A 15,263-nucleotide genomic window follows, 5' to 3' on the forward strand; every position below is an offset into this window, starting at 1 on the left:
GCCGGTCTACCCACCGATCTCCCGGCTGATCCGAAGGACCCCGCATGCGACCGAAGTTGCGCACCGCCCTCGCCACCCTCACCGTGGCCGCCGCCGTCGGTGGCGGCCTGCTGCTGCCGGCGGGGACCGCGGCGGCCGCTCCGGTACCGGTGCCGAGGCCGGCGCCCGCGCCCGCACAGCGGGCCGACTTCAACGGCGACGGCTTCGACGACGTGGTCGTGGGCACGCCCTACGCGCACGTCGCCGGGGTGAAGGGGGCGGGCCAGGCGGTGGTCCTCTACGGGTCCGCCGACGGGATCACGGCGGACGACCGGCAGCTGCTCGCCCAGGGTGAATCGGGCATACCCGACGGCGCGGAGGCGTACGACGGCTTCGGCGGCGTCTCCGCGGCCGGCGACTTCGACGGCGACGGCTTCTCCGACCTGGCCGTGACGGCGCACGGCGACAACGACCACACCGGCCTGCTCACGGTCGTCTGGGGATCCAAGGCGGGTCTGACCGGCGGAGTCACCCTCGACGACCCCGACCGGCTCGCCAGTCCCGCCCTCCAGAACCGGCGCACCTGGGGCGCGAAGCTCGCCGTCGGCGACTTCGACGGGGACGGCAGGGCCGAGCTCGTCGTGGCCGCCTCCACCAACACAACCGCAGACAGCACGCTCTACACCTTCCGGAACATCTCCAGGTCCGGTGCGCAGGCCGCGCCCGCCGAGACCCGGCTGGGCTTCCGCCTCTCGCAGTACCACGAAGGGATCGAGAGCGGGGACGTCAACGGCGACGGCCGCGACGACCTGGTGCTGGCCGGCGCCGTATCGAGCCTGAACCACTACGTGCCCGGCAGCCCCGACGGCCTCCTCCCCGCCGCTGCGCAGCCCCTCGGGGCCGGGGACGAGCAGGCCGTCGGGGACGTCAACGGCGACGGGTTCGGCGATGTCGTCATCGGCGACCGCTCGGGCGGCAAGGGCGGCCGGATCCTCGTCGCGTACGGCTCGGCGGCCGGACCCTCCGCGACGCCGGTCGTCGTCGACCAGGACACGCCCGGAGTGCCCGGCGCGAGCGAGCAGGGCGACGGCTTCGGCGTGTCCGTCGCGTTCGGCGACGTCGACGGCGACGGGTACCAGGACCTGGCGGTCGGGTCCTACGGGGAGTCCCTCGGCCCGGTCGCGCTCGCGGGCGGGGTGCACGTGTTCCGGGGATCGGCGGCCGGCCTCGTCACGGGGACCGGAGTGCAGGCGGTCAACCGCACCTCGACGGGGGTGCCGGGCGAGGCGCGGCGGGCCGAGCAGTTCGGCATCGAGGTCACGCTGGCGGACCCGAACCGGGACGGGCGGGCGGACCTGGTCGTCGGCGCGTCCGACGCGGACGGCGTCAACAGCGGGTCCGTGACGTACCTGCCGTCCAACGGCGCGAAGGTCGCCGCGCCCGGCGCCCGGCTGATCCTCCCCGGCCAGGCCGGCCTGACCGCGACCCGCGGCCTCGCCTTCGGCGCGCACTTCGCACGCTGATCCGCCCTCGGGGCTCCGGCCCCGGCCCCGGCATGGACCCCTACTCGGCGGTAGGGCACCATGGGGCCGCCACACCGGGCCCACCCGGGGCCCACGCACCGACTGCCGGAGGAACCATGGCCACGCCCAAGCCGGAGACCCTCGCCGCCTTCGAGGCGGCCAAGGGGTTCATGCCCGTACGGGAGGGGCTCGCCCTCTACGAGGCGGCCGTCGCGGCCGGGGCGCTCGGACTGCCGCTGCTGGAGGTCGGGACGTACTGCGGTCGCTCGACGATCCTGCTGGCCGACGCGGCCCGCGAGGCCGGGGTCCCGGCGATCACCGTCGACCACCACCGCGGCAGCGAGGAGCAGCAGCCCGGGTGGGAGTACCACGACCCGACGGTCGTGGACCCGGAGGTCGGCCTGATGGACACGCTGCCGACCTTCCGGCGCACCTTGCACCGGGCCGGTCTCGAGGACCACGTGATCGCGATCGTCGGCCGGTCCCCGCAGGTCGCGGCGGCCTGGGGCGGCCCGCTGGGCTTCGTCTTCATCGACGGCGGCCACACCGACGAGCACGCCACCGGCGACTACGAGGGCTGGTCGCCGCACCTCGCGGTGGGCGGGACGCTCGTCATCCACGACGTCTTCCCGGACCCGGCCGACGGGGGCCAGGCCCCGTACCGCATCTACCTCCGAGCCCTCGCCTCCGGCGCCTTCGAGGAGACCTCGGCGACGGACTCCCTCCGCGTCCTCCACCGCCGCCGCTAAGCCCTCCCGGGCGGGGTGGCGGGATCGGGGGGTGGTGCGGGGCCGCTCCGGAGCGTCTCCTCGGCTCGCGCACCAAGCCCCGGCTACGCAAGCGCCGCCCAGTTCGCGCGCTCGTCCTGCGGGGACCCTCCTGCACGTCCCCACCCCACGCCCGGCTCCGGAGCCGGGGCCTGGTCTCGGTGGGGGAGCGGGGGCGTGCAGGGGCGTCCCCGCAGGACGAGCGCGCAACCGTGGCCCGGCGGCCGGGACGCGGCTCGGTGCGCGAGCCGAGGAGACGCCCCGGAGGGACCCCGCGCACGGCCCGGCAGACCGATCCCGCTCAAGGGGGTAAACCCAGCCCCGCCGGCATTTGAGGCGACCGGAGACCAGGCCCCGCGGGCCGATCCCGCTCAGGGGGGCAACCCCAGCCCCGCCGGCGTTCGAGGCGACCGGAGACCAGGCCCCGCGGGCCGATCCCGCTCAGGGGGGGCAAACCCAGCCCCGCCGGCGTTTGAGGCGAAGGGCGACCGGGCCCCGCGGGCCGATCCCCCAGGGGGCAAACCACGCCCCGCCGGCCAGGCGTATAAGCACACCACGCCCCCGGATGGCCCACGGTCCGGACCCACCGCAGGACCCCGGTCTAGCATCGCGGCGTGCGCAACGACGACAGCCCCCCACGCCCCGAAGCCGCCGCGTCGGCCGGGCCGGACCACCGGCCCTGGTACACGCGCCGCTCCACCCTCGTCATCGCGGTGGCCGCGCTGGCCCCGACCGCCCTGGCCGGCTGGGTCCTGACCCAGGTCCTGACCGGGGCCGGCCCGGACGGCCGCGACGCGAAGCCCGCGGCCGCCGCCACGACCCCGGCCGACCCCGCACCCACCCCTGCCGAAGCCCCCGCCGAGGCCCCCGCGAAGGGCCCGCTGTCCGGCCGGACCGTCGTCATCGACCCCGGCCACAACACCGGCAACTTCGACCACACCGAAGAGATCGACCGGAAGGTCGACATCGGCACGGCGCGCAAGGAGTGCGACACCACCGGCACGACCACCAACGCCGGCTACATGGAGGCCGAGTTCACGCTCGACGTCTCCCTGCGCCTGCGGACCGCGCTGGAAGCGCAGGGCGCCAAGGTGGTCCTCACCCACGAGGCCGACCGCCCCTGGGGCCCCTGCATCAACGAGCGCGCCCGCATCGGCAACGAGGCCAAGGCCGACGCCGTCGTCTCCGTCCACGCCGACGGGGTCTCCTCGGGCAACCGCGGCTACCACATCATCCTCCCGGCCAAGGTCAAGGGCGGGGCCGCCGACACCGCGGCCATCGTCGAGCCCTCCCGCCGCCTCGGCGAGCGCATCGCGTCCAACTTCGCCCGGACCACCGGCTCTTCCCCCGCCAACTACCTCGGCGGCGGCACCGGCTTGGTCGTCCGCGACGATCTCGGCGGACTGAACCTGTCAACCCAGCCCAAGGTGTTCATCGAATGCGGCAACATGCGTGACGCCAAGGACGCGGCGCAACTCACGAGTCCGGAGTGGCGGCAGAAGGCGGCCCAGGGCATCAGCGACGGCATCGTAGGCTTCCTCGGCGGGTAGTCCCCTCGGGAATCCCGGATCGGGGCTGCTCGCAGCCCCGATCCGCTCGGCCGCGGGACACTCCGTACCATGGTGCCGCCCGCCCCGCTCCAGGCACGTTCTGCGACCGCGGCACCACGAGACGACCGAGACCGAGAAGGACACCTAAGACGTGAACATCCGCTCCCTCACTCGAGGCGACGGCGTGGTGATCGGAGCAGCGGTGCTGCTGTTCATCGCCTCGTTCCTCGATTTCTACTCCGCCACCGGTGGCGACCTCCCGAGCGCGTGGGACACCGACTCCTACCGTCTGGTGCTCCCCAGCGTCTTCCTGATCGGCTTCATCGCCGCCGGCCTGCTGATCGCCGGCCGCTTCCAGCCCGAGACTCGCAAGGTGCTGGGCCTGCCGCTGGCGGCGTGGGGCTCCGTGCTCGCCGTCTCGGCCGCCTGGTCCGCGCTCTGGGCGCTGATCACCTGCCCGAGCCAGATCGACCTCGGCGCCGGCTCGATCATCGCCTTCCTCGCGACCCTGGCCCTGGCCGGCGTCGCCCTCTTCAGCGCCAAGGTTCCGGCGCTCGCCGCCCCCCTGATGCCGGAGCCGAAGCCCGCCGCCGTCCCGCCGTACGGCGGCCAGCCGCAGCCGGGCGCCGGATACGGCTACCCGGGCGGGCAGCAGCAGCCGTACGGTTCCACCCCGCAGCCGGTCCCGCCGTACGGCGGCACCCCGACGCCGGCCCCGGCCCCGGCGCCGCAGGCGGCGACCCCTCCCGCCGCCGACTTCACCCCGTTCTGGTTCGCGGTCCCGGTGGCCCGCCCCCTCTTCGCCGAAGACGGCTCCCCCACCCCGATCGCCGAACTCGCCCCGGGCACCTGGTACCTGGCCGTCGAGCAGCGCGGCGCGGCCACGCTGATCGCGCAGACGCAGGACGGCCGCCGCGGCGTCCTGAACGACACCTCGGACATCCAGCGCGGCTGATCCCGCGCCTCACCGGCGTTTCGGCAACGGCCCCCCGCCCTTCCGGGCGGGGGGCCGTTGCCTTACAGTCACCTGACGCATCGTCAGAAACTGTAGCGCCGGAGGGGACCGCATGCGCCTCGGACTCGCACTCGGCTACTGGGGCCGCGGCCCCGGCCGCGACCACCTCGATCTCGCCACCGAGGCCGAGAGCCTCGGCTACCACTCGGTGTGGACCGCCGAGGCCTGGGGCTCGGACGCCTTCACCCCGCTCACCTGGATCGCCGCACACACCTCGCGGATCCGCCTCGGCACGGCCATCGCGCAGATGGCCGCCCGCTCCCCCACCGCGACCGCCATGCACGCCCTCACCCTGGACCACCTCTCCGGCGGCCGGATGATGCTGGGCCTGGGCCTGTCCGGACCACAGGTCGTCGAGGGCTGGTACGGGCGCCCCTTCCCGTCGAGCCCGCTCACCGCGACCCGCGAGTACGTCGACGTCATCCGGCAGGTGCTGCGCCGCGAGGGCCCGGTCGCCCTCGACGGCCGCTTCCACCAGCACCCGTACCGCGGGGAGGACGGCACCGGCATCGGCAAGGCGCTCAAGCCCATCACCCACCCGCTCCGCGCGGACCTGCCCGTCCTGCTGGGCGCGGAGGGCCCGAAGAACATCGCCCAGACCACCCGGATCGCGGACGGCTGGCTCCCCCTGTACTGGTCGCCGAGCCGCACGGACGTGTACCAGGCCTCGCTGGCCGACCTCCCCGACGGGTTCGTGATCGCCCCGATGGCCCGGGCCAAGGTCTGCGACGACGTGGCCGAGGGGCTGCTCCCGGTCAAGGCGATGCTCGGCTTCTACATCGGCGGCATGGGCCACGCGGCCCGCAACTTCCACGCCGACCTGATGGCGCGGATGGGGTACGAGGAGGAGGCCCGCCGGATCCAGGAGCTGTTCCTCGCCGGCCGCAAGGAGGAGGCGGTGCTCGCCGTACCGGACGCCTTCGCCGACGAGATCTCGCTGATCGGCCCCCGCGAGCGGATCGCGGAACGGCTGGAACTGTGGCGCAAGGGGCCCGTCACCGACCTGCTCCTCACCGCCCCGGACCCGCACACCCTGCGCGTCCTGGCGGAGCTGAACGGCCAGTGACGACCGGTACCGGGGGCCGCCCGGACACGGCCCCCGGCTCCGCTCACACCCCGATCAGGCCGCGCAGGTGCGCACAGGCCTCCGCCTCGGTGGCGTGCGCGGCGACGGGCTCGTGGACGCCGCGCTCGTAGACGCCCGTCTCCCAGCCGTCACCGCCGGGCCGGGAGCGGAGGTAGACGAAGTCCGGCGGGGTGGGCGCCGGTTCGTGGACGCCCTCGATCCGGTAGTGGCCGTCGGGCACCCCGGCCGCGCGCAGTGCCCGGGCCAGCTCGGCGCGGTCCAGGGGCCGTGTCATGCGGGGACGGGCACCAGGTAGCCGTTGTCGAGCAGCCATTTGACGTTGAGCCGCTGGCCCTCGCCCGGGTTCAGGAAGGCCGGGTCGAGCTTGATCTGGCGGCCGCCGCCGGGCTGCTCGAACCAGGGCGCGATGGACCCCTCCCACACGGTGAACGACCGGGTCACCTCGTACAGGTGGTAGTCGCAGGGGAAGGCCGCGTCCCGGGTGTTCAGGTTCTGCGGGGGCAGCGCGCGCTCGGCGTACGGGTCGCCGGCCGGGGCGAGGTAGGAGCCGAACTCCGACCCGAAGCGGTCGAGCCGCTCGCCCTCCTCCAGCAGCTCGGGGGCCTTGTCGACCTGGCCGTTGACCTCGGCGAAGCCGTCGTTCGGCGGGTACTTCCAGCCGCCGGTGTCGGCCGGGCCGTCCCAGTACTTCTTGAGGAAGTCCGCGGAGGAGAGGCTGCCGGTGCGGTGGTAGCCGCGGAGCAGCGGGCCGACGGGCTCCTGCCACCTGTTCGGCAGGCGCTTGGGCCCGAGCCGCTTGTCGCCCTTGAACTCGCCGGTGCAGGGCCCGGGGAGCGCGGCGGCCGCGGCGGCGTCCACCGCGTTCCCGGCGGCGGGGGCCGGGGCGGGGCCGGCCGCGGCCTGGGCCGCCGGGGCCGTGGCCAGTGCGGCGGTGAAGCCCATGGCGGCGAGCAATACGCGGATCCTCAGGGCGGTGCGGCTGCGCTGCATGCGGGGAGCTCCTGTGTGACGGTGTGTCAGTGCACCGCACACAGTAATGGATCACCGGCACACGGTGACGGTCCGTGGCCTGATCGCGCCCCCGGCCGGACCTCTCAGGATTCCCCGGGCTCCTTGGTCTCCCCGGCCTCCCCGGTCTCCCCGGTCTCCCCCGTCCGCGATACCGCCGCCAGCAGCTCGCGCAGGTCCAGCGGCATCACGGCGATGTCCATCGTCCCGCCGTCGTCGTAGGCGCAGCTGACGATCCGGGAGCCGGGGTTGATGGAGAGGCCCTCCTTCACGGACGGCGCCCGCACCCCGGTGGCCCGGCCGCCGGGCAGGAGCACGGGCTCGCCGCGCTGCGGGACCCAGCGGGCCGCGTCCTGGTCGGCGTACACCCGGCCCGGCCGCCAGCGCCCCTGTCCTGCGGGCTGCCGGGCCATGCAGGGGATGCCGGGCACGGGCCCGGCGGCCGTCCGCGCGAGGTGCTTGCGCCGCAGGAGCCAGCCGGCTCCCGCGGCGGCGAGGACGGCCACCACGATCTCGATCACGCGACCATTGAAACAGGCCGCGGGCCCCGGGCCGGGCCGGCCTATCCGCCCAGCTGGGAGAAGCTCGGGACCTGGTCGGTCACCGGGGCGCCCGCGCCCTTGCCCGCTTCCTTGACGCCGTTGATGACGTTGTTGAAGGCGTCGATGTCGGCGTCGCCCGCTTGGCCCTTGCGGAGCTTGTGGCCCAGGCCCTTGAGGGACTCGATGCCCGCCGTCAGCGGGCCCGTCGCCTTCGACAGCAGCGGGTCGCCCTTGGCGTTGTCGGCGGCCGCCTTCAGCCGGTTGTACGCGAAGGCACCCGCGAGACCCGCCTTGATGAGGGCGAACCTACGGCCCTTCACGCCCTTCTTGAACTTGCCCGCGCGGTTCGGCTTGATGATCCACTGGTACGTCGCCCCGGCCGCGAGCCCGGCGTTGGCGACGAAGCGCGTCTTGGCGAACTTCTGCTTCTGGGCGGTCGTGCTCGGCGAGGGCGTCGGGGCCGCCTCGTCGGCCGCGACGGCGGCCGGCTCGGCCGCCGCCAGGGCCGCCAGCTCCGCCACCGAGGCCGAGGACACCGTCTCGTCCCGCTGGGCCCGGTCGCCGCCGTCGCTGCAGGAGGTGGCGTCGGCCAGCAGCGCGGTGGACAGGACCACCACCGTCACGGTGCGGCGGAATCGAACCGTCGTGGAGAGGGACACGCTGTCCTCCGGGGAGTGGGACGTCCCCCGCAGCCTCACCCGGGCCCCGCGGCCGCACCACGGGGCGGACCCGTTCGGGTTTGCGGCGCGCCCGAGCGGCAAGACGCGCCACATGCCCTCACACACGCACACCCGAGTAGCCCGGGGAAGCAATCAGGCGGGCCGGGCCGTCGCACTGGTGGCTGACGTGCTCGCCTTCGTGATCGCCCTGTGGATCCTGCTGTACCTGCTCGACGCCAACCGGGGCAACGAGCTGGTGGAGTTCGTCCACGACACGGCGACCTGGCTGTCCGGCTGGTCGTACGACCTGTTCACCTTCAGCCGCGAGTGGGTCCAAGTCGTCTTCGGCTACGGCCTGGCGGCGGTGGTGTACCTCCTGATCGGCCACGGCCTGGCCGGCTGGCTGTACCGCCGCGGCTAGCCGCGGCTAGGGCGTCTCCCGAAGGCCGCAGCAGTCCGGCTCCAGCCCGGCCGGGAGCGAGGCCCCGCCGAACACCTCGGTGGTGGCCTCGTCGCCGCCCAGGGCGGCGACGGCCAGCAGCAGCGACCCGGCGGTCCAGGTGGTCTGCTCGACCGGCCACACCGCGTCGTCCCGGAACACGTAGCCCGTCCAGTACATGCCGTTGTCGGCGCGCAGGTGCGTGATCGAGCGCAGGATCTCCAGCGCCCGGTCCGCTTCGCCCGTCGCCCACAGGGCCAGCGCCAGCTCGCAGGACTCGCCGCCCGTCACCCACGGGTTCGGCAGGACGCAGCGCACGCCGAGGCCGGCCACGACGAACTCGTCCCAGCGTTCCTCGATGCGGGCCTTGGCCTCGGGTCCGGTCAGGGCCCCGCCGAGGACCGGGTAGTACCAGTCCATCGAGTAGTGGTTCTTGTCGAGGAAGCGCTCGGGGTGCCGGCGGACGGCGTGGCGCAGCGCGCCCGCCGCGAGTTCCCAGTCGGGCTGGGGTTCCTCGCGGTGCTCGGCGATGGCCAGCGCGCAGCGCAGGGCCTGGTGGACGGAGGAGGAGCCGGTCAGCAGGGCGTCCGTGACGGGCGTGCCGTCGGCCTCCCGCTTCCAGCCGATCTCGCCGCCGGGCTGCTGGAGGGCGAGGACCCATTCGACGGCCGCGGCGACGGCGGGCCACATCCGGTCCAGGAAGGCGTCGTCGCCGGTGGACAGGTAGTGGTGCCAGACGCCGACGGCTATGTACGCGGTGAAGTTGCTCTCCCGGCCGGCGTCCTGCGGTTCGGCGGTGTCCACGCCGTCCGGCCGGTCGGCGTAGGCGGCGTACCAGGAGCCGTCCTGGTTCTGGTGCCGGACCAGCCACGCGTACGCCCGCTCGGCGGCCTCGTGCTCGCCGGCCGCGTCCAGGGCCATCGCGGCCTCGGTGTGGTCCCACGGGTCGAGGTGGTGGCCGCGGAACCACGGGATGGCCCCGTCGGCGCGCTGCGCGGCCAGGATCCCGGCCACGGTCTGGGCGGCCTGCTCGGCGGTCAGCACCCCGTCCAGGACGAGGTGTTCGGTGCGCCCGGGGGAGCTCACTTCGTGTCGCCGTCGGGGAGGACCGGGAGGTGCGGCTTGGTCGCGTACGCCACGAAGCTCTTGCCGATGACCGGGTTCAGGGCCTGCTCGGCGAGGCGGGTGGCCAGCGGCTTCTTCATGATGTCCCAGACCAGGAGCTTGTGGTACGCCTTGACGGGCAGCGCCTTGTCGTTGTCGACGCCGAACGCGCACTTGAGCCACCAGTACGGGGAGTGCAGCCCGTGCGCGTGGTGGGTGCCGTACGGCTTGAGGCCGGCGGCCTCCATCTTGCCGAGCAGTTCGTCCGCCTTGTAGATGCGGATGTGGCCGCCCTCGACCTCGTGGTAGGCGTCGGAGAGCGCCCAGCAGATCTTCTCGGGGCCGTAGCGCGGCACGGTGATCGCGATGCGCCCGCCGGGCTTGAGGACGCGGACCATCTCGGCGAGGACGCCCTTGTCGTCGGGGATGTGCTCCATCACCTCGGAGATGATGACGACGTCGAAGGACTCGTCGGGGAAGGGCAGGGCGAGCGCGTCGCCCTCCATGGCGGTGGCGGTGGCGCCGGCGGGCGCCTCACCGGCCTCCTTCATCGCGGCGAACCACTTGGCGACCTCGCGGATCTCCTCGCCGTTGCGGTCGACCGCGACCACTTGGGCGCCTCGCCGGTAGCACTCGAAGGCGTGCCGGCCTGCGCCGCAGCCCAGGTCGAGTACGCGGTCGCCTGCGGCGAGCGGGAACCGGGAGAAATCGACGGTCAGCACGGGGTCCTGCCTTCGCGGTCGCGGGGGTGTCTGAGGAGGGGGCGAGTCTGGTGGAGGGTCACCGCGAGCGGCGGGTACGGGCGGCTGCCTGCTCGATGGCGGCGCGGTAGTGCGCGGCGGTGCCCTCGGCGGCCTTGGCCCAGGTGAAGCGGGTCAGGACCCGTTCGCGCCCGGCTTCGCCGAGGCGGGCGCGCAGCTGCGGGTCGCCGAGCATCCGGCCGAGCGCGGCGGCCAGGGCTCCCGCGTCGCCGGGGGGCACGGCGAGGCAGGTCTCGCCGTCGGGGCCGGCGACCTCGGGGATCGCACCGCCGGTGGTGGCGACGAGCGGGGTCCCGGTGGCCATGGCCTCGGCTGCGGGGAGCGAGAAGCCCTCGTAGAGGGAGGGCACGCAGGCGACTTGGGCGCTGCGGACGAGGTCGACGAGTTCGGCGTCGGTGACGCCCTTGACGAACCGCACCGCGTCGCCGAGCCCGTACGTCTCGATGGCGCGGGCGACCGGCCCCTTCTCGGCGCGCTTGCCGACGACGACGAGGTGGGCGTCGGGCTGTTCGGTGCGCAGCTTCGCGAGGGCCTCGACGAGGTGGACGAGTCCCTTGAGCGGCACGTCGGCGCTGGAGGTGGTGACGATGCGGCCCGGCACCTCGGCCACGGAGGCGTCCGGCGACCACAGGTCGGTGTCGGCGCCGATGTGCACGACGTGGATGCGCTCGTCGCGGACGCCCAGGTGCTGGGAGATCTCCTGCCGGGAGGAGCCGGAGACGGTGAGCACGGACGGCAGCCGGCGGGCGACGCGGCCCTGCATGCGGGTGAACCCGTACCAACGGCGCACGGAGAGCCGCTTCTTGCGGTCCTTCGCGGCGTCGAGGTCGAGCTGCCGGTCGACGGTGATGGGGTGGTGGATGGTGGTGACCAGCGGCGCGCCGAGGTCGCCCAGCAGTCCGTACCCCAGGGTCTGGTTGTCGTGGATGACGTCGAACTCACCTGCGCGGGCGGCGAGATGGCGCCGGGCCCGCAGGGAGAAGGTCAGCGGCTCGGGGAAGCCGCCGGTCCACATGGTGGCGACCTCGAGGGCGTCGATCCAGTCCCGGTACTCGTCGCGCTTCGGGGTGCGGAACGGGTCGGGGCTGCGGTAGAGGTCGAGGCTCGGCACTTCGGTGAGGGTGGCGCCGGTGTCGAGGACGGGATAGGGCTGCGCGCCGATGACCTCGACGGAGTGGCCCAGCTTCACGAGCTCGCGCGAGAGGTGGCGGACGTAGACGCCCTGGCCGCCGCAGAACGGGTTCCCCTTATAGGTGAGGAGTGCGATGCGCAGCGGGCGGTCGCCGTCGGTGGCGGAACCCGCGAAAGGGCTCGTCACCATGGCCTCAGCGGTCACTCTCGGCCCCCTTCTCCCTGCAACTTTCGCCGGAGCGTAACCGCTCGGATAATGTAGAACAAGTTTCAGACTTGATCCGTCGAAGACCATTGAATCTACCGGCCGGAAACTACACCGTAAGAGGCGGAGCAGGTGATTCGCGCCACGGCTCCGGCGCCTGCCATGCTGGCTCCCGATCGGCCCGGAATCAGCTCGCGCAACGACACGGAACGGGACAACGGGACACATGACAGCGGAAGTGAAGGCCGTGACCACACCGGCGTCGCCTCCCCTGACGGAGCGCCAGGAGGCGCGCCGCCGCCGGATCCTGCACGCCAGCGCCCAGCTGGCCAGCCGGGGCGGCTTCGACGCGGTCCAGATGCGCGAGGTCGCGGAGTCCTCCAGCGTGGCGCTGGGCACCCTGTACCGCTACTTCCCGTCCAAGGTGCACCTGCTGGTCGCCACCATGCAGGACCAGCTCCAGCACATGCACACCACGCTGCGCAAGCGCCCGCCGGCCGGCGACGAGCCGGCGGCGCGCGTCGCGGAGACCCTGATGCGGGCCTTCCGCGCCCTCCAGCGCGAACCGCACCTGGCCGACGCCATGGTCAGGGCCCTGACCTTCGCGGACCGCAGCGTGAGCCCCGAGGTGGACACGGTCTCGCGGCTGACCACGGCGATCATCCTGGACGCGATGGGCCTGGACGCCCCGCCGACGGCGGAACAGCTCTCGGCGGTCCGCGTCATCGAGCACACCTGGCACTCGGCCCTGATCACGTGGCTCTCGGGCCGCGCCTCGATCGCCCAGGTCAAGATCGACATCGAAACGGTCTGCCGCCTCATCGACCTGACGGCCCCGCCCCGGACCCCGGAAAAGGCCTGAACCCGCCGCTGGGACCACCGCGCCACCGGCCGTGAAGCACCGCCGTGAACCACCGCCGCGAAGGCCCTTCCCGGTCACGGCACTAGGGCCTGTCGTCAAACTCCCGTCGTCGCCCGGAGGGCGGCCTTGCGGCGTCTGGTGCGTGCTCTCGGTGCGCCGGGCGGAAGCACGCGTACTGGACGTACTTTGCTTTCGCCCGGTGCGGCGAGAGCGCGTGCCAGGCGTCGCGGGGCAGACGGGAGTTTGACGACAGGCCCTAGCGGGTGCGGGGGCGGTGGTAGCGCACCTCGGGTACGGGGACGCCCTCGACGGGGTCGGCGCACACCGCCCCGTCGGGGCTGAAGCCGGCACGCTCGTAGAAGGTGCGCGCGCGGGTGTTGCCCTCCAGGACCCACAGGCGCAGCGCCCGGTAGGGGGCCCGCCGGAGGACCTCGTCCACGAGGGTCCGCCCGATTCCGGTGCCGATGAGGTCCGGGCGGGCGTAGATGGCGTACAGCTCGCCCTCTCCCCGGGGAAGGTCGTCGCCGCGGGCCGGCCCGAAGCACGCCCAGCCGACGACGGCGCCGTCCGCGCTCTCGGCCACGAGATGGGTCGTTTCACCGGACGCGTCACGGAAGTGGCCGCGTCGTCGGGCGGCGTCGTCGGCGATGCTCAGCCCGTCGAGATGGGACTGGGGCATCAAGCCGGCATAGGCGTGCTGCCAGCCGCGGACACGCAGGGTGGAGACGGCCTCGATGTCCGCCTCGGTCATGGCGCGGACGGATACCTGCGGGGCTGTGGGGGCGATCATGCGGGCAGTCTGGCACGGCCCCGGTACCGCTCGCGCCGTACCGGGGCCCTGCCGCGACCGTCACTCCTCCGGCGGGAACACCGGCTCGCCGGTCTCGGCCAGGGTGATGAGGATGGCCTCGACCGGGCAGCCCTCCGCCGCCGTCAGGATCGGCTCGTTCGCGTCCGACTCCGGGGCGCGGGGGTGGGACTGGCGGGCCGAGTCGAGGACGAAGCCCTGCGGGGCGTGGTTGACGCACATGCCCGAGCCGATGCAGACGCCCCGGTCCACCTCGACCTGCCAGCGGTCGCCCATCAGGCACCCGCCTCATAGCCCGCGGGCAGGTGGATCATCTTGTGCTCCAGGTACTCGCCCAGGCCCTCGGGGCCGAACTCCCGGCCCAGACCGCTGTTCTTGTAGCCGCCGAACGGGCCCAGCATGTCCAGGCTGAAGGTGTTCACGTTGAAGGTGCCGGTGCGGATCTGCCGGCCGAAGTCGATGCCGTGCTCCACGTCGGCCGTCCAGACGCTGCCGCTCAGGCCGAACTCGGAGTCGTTGGCCACCCGTACCGCCTCCGCCTCGTCCCCGTACGGGATCAGGCAGACGACCGGGCCGAAGATCTCCTCGCGCGCGATGCGCATGGAGTTGTCCACGTCCCCGAAGAGGGTGGGCTCCACGTACCAGCCGCGGTCCAGGCCCGCCGGGCGCCCGCCGCCCGACAGCACCTTCGCGCCCTCCTCCTGCCCGATCCGGATGTAGTCCAGGGACCGCTGCTGCTGGCGCTGGGCGACGAGCGGGCCGAGCTGCGTGGCCGGGTCCAGCGGGTCGCCGACGACCAGGGCGCCGGCCGCCGCCGCGAAGGCCTCGGCCACCTCCTCGTACCGGCCGCGCGGGACGAGGATCCGGGTCTGCGCCACGCACGCCTGGCCGTTGTTCATCCAGGCCGCGGGGACGATCCCGGCCACCGCGGTCTCCAGGTCGGCGTCCGGCAGGATCACCGCGGCCGACTTGCCGCCGAGCTCCAGGGTGACCCGGGTGAGGTTGCGCGCGGCCACCTCCATCACGCGCTTGCCAGCGGCGACCGAGCCGGTGAAGGCGACCTTGTCGATGCCGGGGTGGCCGACCAGGTACTCGCTGACCTCCCGGTCGGCGGGCAGGATCGACAGCACGCCCTCCGGCACCCCGGCCTCGCGCGCGATGTCGGCGAGGATGTAGGAGTCGAGCGGGGCCTCCGGCGAGGGCTTCAGGATGACGGTGGAGCCGCTGAGCAGCGCGGGGGCGAGCTTGGCCGCCGCCACGAACTGCGGCACGTTCCACGGAATGACGGCCGCGACGACCCCGACCGGTTCGCGGCGCACCAGGATCGGGCCGAGCGCGCCCTGGCGGTGCTCCTCGTAGGGGTAGGCGCGGGCGACGGTGATCGCGGCGTCGTAGACCATCATCGGGCCGAGCGCCTGGGCGAGGACGCTCCAGGAGTACGGGGACCCGTTCTGGGAGCTGATCGAGCGGGCGATCTCCTCGTGCCGGACGGCTATGGCGTCCTTGATCCGGGAGACGACGGCGATGCGCTCCTCGAGGGTCATCCGCGGCCACGGCCCCTCGTCGAAGGCCCGGCGGGCGGCGGCGACGGCGCGGTCCACGTCCCCGCGGGAGGCGTGCGGGACGGAGCCGATGACCTGCTCGGTGTGGGGGGAGACGATCCGGATCGTGTCGGTGCCCAGCGGATCCGTCCATTCCCCGCCGATGAACAGTTGTCCGTGTTCCACGAGCTCGGTCATGGCTGAGGCCTCCTGCGGCTTGACGTTGCAGAACTGATACCAGTTCTAGTTAGAGGAGTCCACGGCCAGGACGGAACCGCCCGC

Annotated in this window: 17 protein-coding genes; 7 read left to right on the forward strand and 10 right to left on the reverse strand. The window is 73.5% G+C overall.

Annotated features, from left to right (window positions below; translation table 11 throughout):
- The first annotated feature begins 44 nt into the window (after nt 1-44).
- From ACTVZO_RS13215 to ACTVZO_RS13235, 5 genes are all read left to right on the forward strand, one after another.
- Entirely contained in the window at nt 45-1,502 is a 1,458-nt protein-coding gene (locus tag ACTVZO_RS13215; protein WP_443298557.1) for an FG-GAP and VCBS repeat-containing protein, read from the forward strand.
- Between the two features lie 116 nt (nt 1,503-1,618).
- The gene (locus ACTVZO_RS13220; RefSeq protein ID WP_443298558.1) at nt 1,619-2,251 is read left to right on the forward strand and encodes a class I SAM-dependent methyltransferase; all 633 of its coding nucleotides are present in this window, start codon (nt 1,619-1,621) and stop codon (nt 2,249-2,251) included.
- 632 nt (nt 2,252-2,883) lie between these two features.
- On the forward strand, nt 2,884-3,819 hold the full coding sequence (locus tag ACTVZO_RS13225; RefSeq protein ID WP_443298559.1) for an N-acetylmuramoyl-L-alanine amidase: 936 nt from the start codon (nt 2,884-2,886) through the stop codon (nt 3,817-3,819).
- 151 nt (nt 3,820-3,970) lie between these two features.
- Nucleotides 3,971-4,774, forward strand: coding sequence for a hypothetical protein (locus ACTVZO_RS13230; protein WP_443298560.1), 804 nt, complete (start codon nt 3,971-3,973; stop codon nt 4,772-4,774).
- Nucleotides 4,775-4,886: 112 nt separating this feature from the next.
- A complete protein-coding gene (locus ACTVZO_RS13235) occupies nt 4,887-5,900 on the forward strand; it encodes an LLM class F420-dependent oxidoreductase (protein ID WP_443298561.1) in 1,014 nt (337 codons plus the stop codon).
- 43 nt (nt 5,901-5,943) lie between these two features.
- Here the strand turns inward: ACTVZO_RS13235 and ACTVZO_RS13240 are convergent, their stop codons facing one another.
- From ACTVZO_RS13240 to ACTVZO_RS13255, 4 genes are all read right to left on the reverse strand, one after another.
- Nucleotides 5,944-6,183, reverse strand: a complete 240-nt coding sequence (locus tag ACTVZO_RS13240; RefSeq protein ID WP_443303157.1) for a hypothetical protein — start codon at nt 6,181-6,183, stop codon at nt 5,944-5,946.
- A gap of 8 nt (nt 6,184-6,191) precedes the next feature.
- A complete protein-coding gene (locus tag ACTVZO_RS13245; RefSeq protein ID WP_443298562.1) occupies nt 6,192-6,911 on the reverse strand; it encodes a TNT domain-containing protein in 720 nt (239 codons plus the stop codon).
- A 104-nt stretch (nt 6,912-7,015) separates the two neighbouring features.
- Nucleotides 7,016-7,450, reverse strand: a complete 435-nt coding sequence (locus ACTVZO_RS13250; RefSeq protein ID WP_443298563.1) for a hypothetical protein — start codon at nt 7,448-7,450, stop codon at nt 7,016-7,018.
- Nucleotides 7,451-7,491: 41 nt separating this feature from the next.
- Nucleotides 7,492-8,130 (reverse strand): hypothetical protein, encoded by a 639-nt coding sequence (locus ACTVZO_RS13255; protein WP_443298564.1) that lies wholly within the window; start codon nt 8,128-8,130, stop codon nt 7,492-7,494.
- A gap of 112 nt (nt 8,131-8,242) precedes the next feature.
- Between ACTVZO_RS13255 and ACTVZO_RS13260 the strand changes: the two genes are divergently transcribed.
- Nucleotides 8,243-8,551, forward strand: coding sequence for a hypothetical protein (locus tag ACTVZO_RS13260; protein ID WP_443298565.1), 309 nt, complete (start codon nt 8,243-8,245; stop codon nt 8,549-8,551).
- 6 nt (nt 8,552-8,557) lie between these two features.
- Here the strand turns inward: ACTVZO_RS13260 and ACTVZO_RS13265 are convergent, their stop codons facing one another.
- From ACTVZO_RS13265 to ACTVZO_RS13275, 3 genes are read right to left on the reverse strand one after another with little or no spacing between them, the layout of a single operon-like run.
- On the reverse strand, nt 8,558-9,655 hold the full coding sequence (locus tag ACTVZO_RS13265; RefSeq protein WP_443298566.1) for a prenyltransferase: 1,098 nt from the start codon (nt 9,653-9,655) through the stop codon (nt 8,558-8,560).
- On the reverse strand, nt 9,652-10,395 hold the full coding sequence (locus ACTVZO_RS13270; RefSeq protein WP_443298567.1) for a class I SAM-dependent methyltransferase: 744 nt from the start codon (nt 10,393-10,395) through the stop codon (nt 9,652-9,654). The genes ACTVZO_RS13265 and ACTVZO_RS13270 overlap by 4 nt, the downstream gene beginning before the upstream one ends.
- 58 nt (nt 10,396-10,453) lie before the next feature.
- Nucleotides 10,454-11,770: a glycosyltransferase family 4 protein gene (locus ACTVZO_RS13275; RefSeq protein ID WP_443298568.1), complete on the reverse strand. Its 1,317-nt coding sequence runs from the start codon at nt 11,768-11,770 to the stop codon at nt 10,454-10,456.
- Nucleotides 11,771-11,996: 226 nt separating this feature from the next.
- Here ACTVZO_RS13275 and ACTVZO_RS13280 point away from each other — a divergent pair, with 226 nt between their 5' ends.
- A complete protein-coding gene (locus ACTVZO_RS13280; protein WP_443298569.1) occupies nt 11,997-12,632 on the forward strand; it encodes a TetR family transcriptional regulator in 636 nt (211 codons plus the stop codon).
- Nucleotides 12,633-12,888: 256 nt separating this feature from the next.
- On the opposite strand, the gene ACTVZO_RS13285 is transcribed toward ACTVZO_RS13280, so the two are convergent.
- From ACTVZO_RS13285 to ACTVZO_RS13295, 3 genes are read right to left on the reverse strand one after another with little or no spacing between them, the layout of a single operon-like run.
- A complete protein-coding gene (locus ACTVZO_RS13285) occupies nt 12,889-13,422 on the reverse strand; it encodes a GNAT family N-acetyltransferase (protein WP_443298570.1) in 534 nt (177 codons plus the stop codon).
- Between the two features lie 60 nt (nt 13,423-13,482).
- Nucleotides 13,483-13,716, reverse strand: coding sequence for a ferredoxin (locus tag ACTVZO_RS13290; protein WP_443298571.1), 234 nt, complete (start codon nt 13,714-13,716; stop codon nt 13,483-13,485).
- On the reverse strand, nt 13,716-15,179 hold the full coding sequence (locus ACTVZO_RS13295) for an aldehyde dehydrogenase (RefSeq protein ID WP_443298573.1): 1,464 nt from the start codon (nt 15,177-15,179) through the stop codon (nt 13,716-13,718). Before ACTVZO_RS13295 ends, ACTVZO_RS13290 begins: the two co-directional genes overlap by 1 nt.
- Between the last annotated feature and the right edge of the window lie 84 nt (nt 15,180-15,263).

Origin of the sequence: Streptomyces sp. IBSNAI002, assembly GCF_052244475.1 — a bacterium.
Classification (GTDB): Bacteria; Actinomycetota; Actinomycetes; order Streptomycetales; family Streptomycetaceae; genus Streptomyces.

Bases quoted from the DNA above. Each gene is read 5' to 3' on its own strand.
- ACTVZO_RS13215 (WP_443298557.1), top strand. From the start codon at position 45: ATGCGACCGAAGTTGCGCACCGCCCTCGCCACCCTCACCGTGGCCGCC.
- ACTVZO_RS13220 (WP_443298558.1), top strand. From the start codon at position 1,619: ATGGCCACGCCCAAGCCGGAGACCCTCGCCGCCTTCGAGGCGGCCAAG.
- ACTVZO_RS13235 (WP_443298561.1), top strand. From the start codon at position 4,887: ATGCGCCTCGGACTCGCACTCGGCTACTGGGGCCGCGGCCCCGGCCGC.
- ACTVZO_RS13245 (WP_443298562.1), bottom strand. From the start codon at position 6,911: ATGCAGCGCAGCCGCACCGCCCTGAGGATCCGCGTATTGCTCGCCGCC.
- ACTVZO_RS13260 (WP_443298565.1), top strand. From the start codon at position 8,243: ATGCCCTCACACACGCACACCCGAGTAGCCCGGGGAAGCAATCAGGCG.
- ACTVZO_RS13280 (WP_443298569.1), top strand. From the start codon at position 11,997: ATGACAGCGGAAGTGAAGGCCGTGACCACACCGGCGTCGCCTCCCCTG.
- ACTVZO_RS13285 (WP_443298570.1), bottom strand. From the start codon at position 13,422: ATGATCGCCCCCACAGCCCCGCAGGTATCCGTCCGCGCCATGACCGAG.
- ACTVZO_RS13290 (WP_443298571.1), bottom strand. From the start codon at position 13,716: ATGGGCGACCGCTGGCAGGTCGAGGTGGACCGGGGCGTCTGCATCGGC.
- ACTVZO_RS13295 (WP_443298573.1), bottom strand. From the start codon at position 15,179: ATGACCGAGCTCGTGGAACACGGACAACTGTTCATCGGCGGGGAATGG.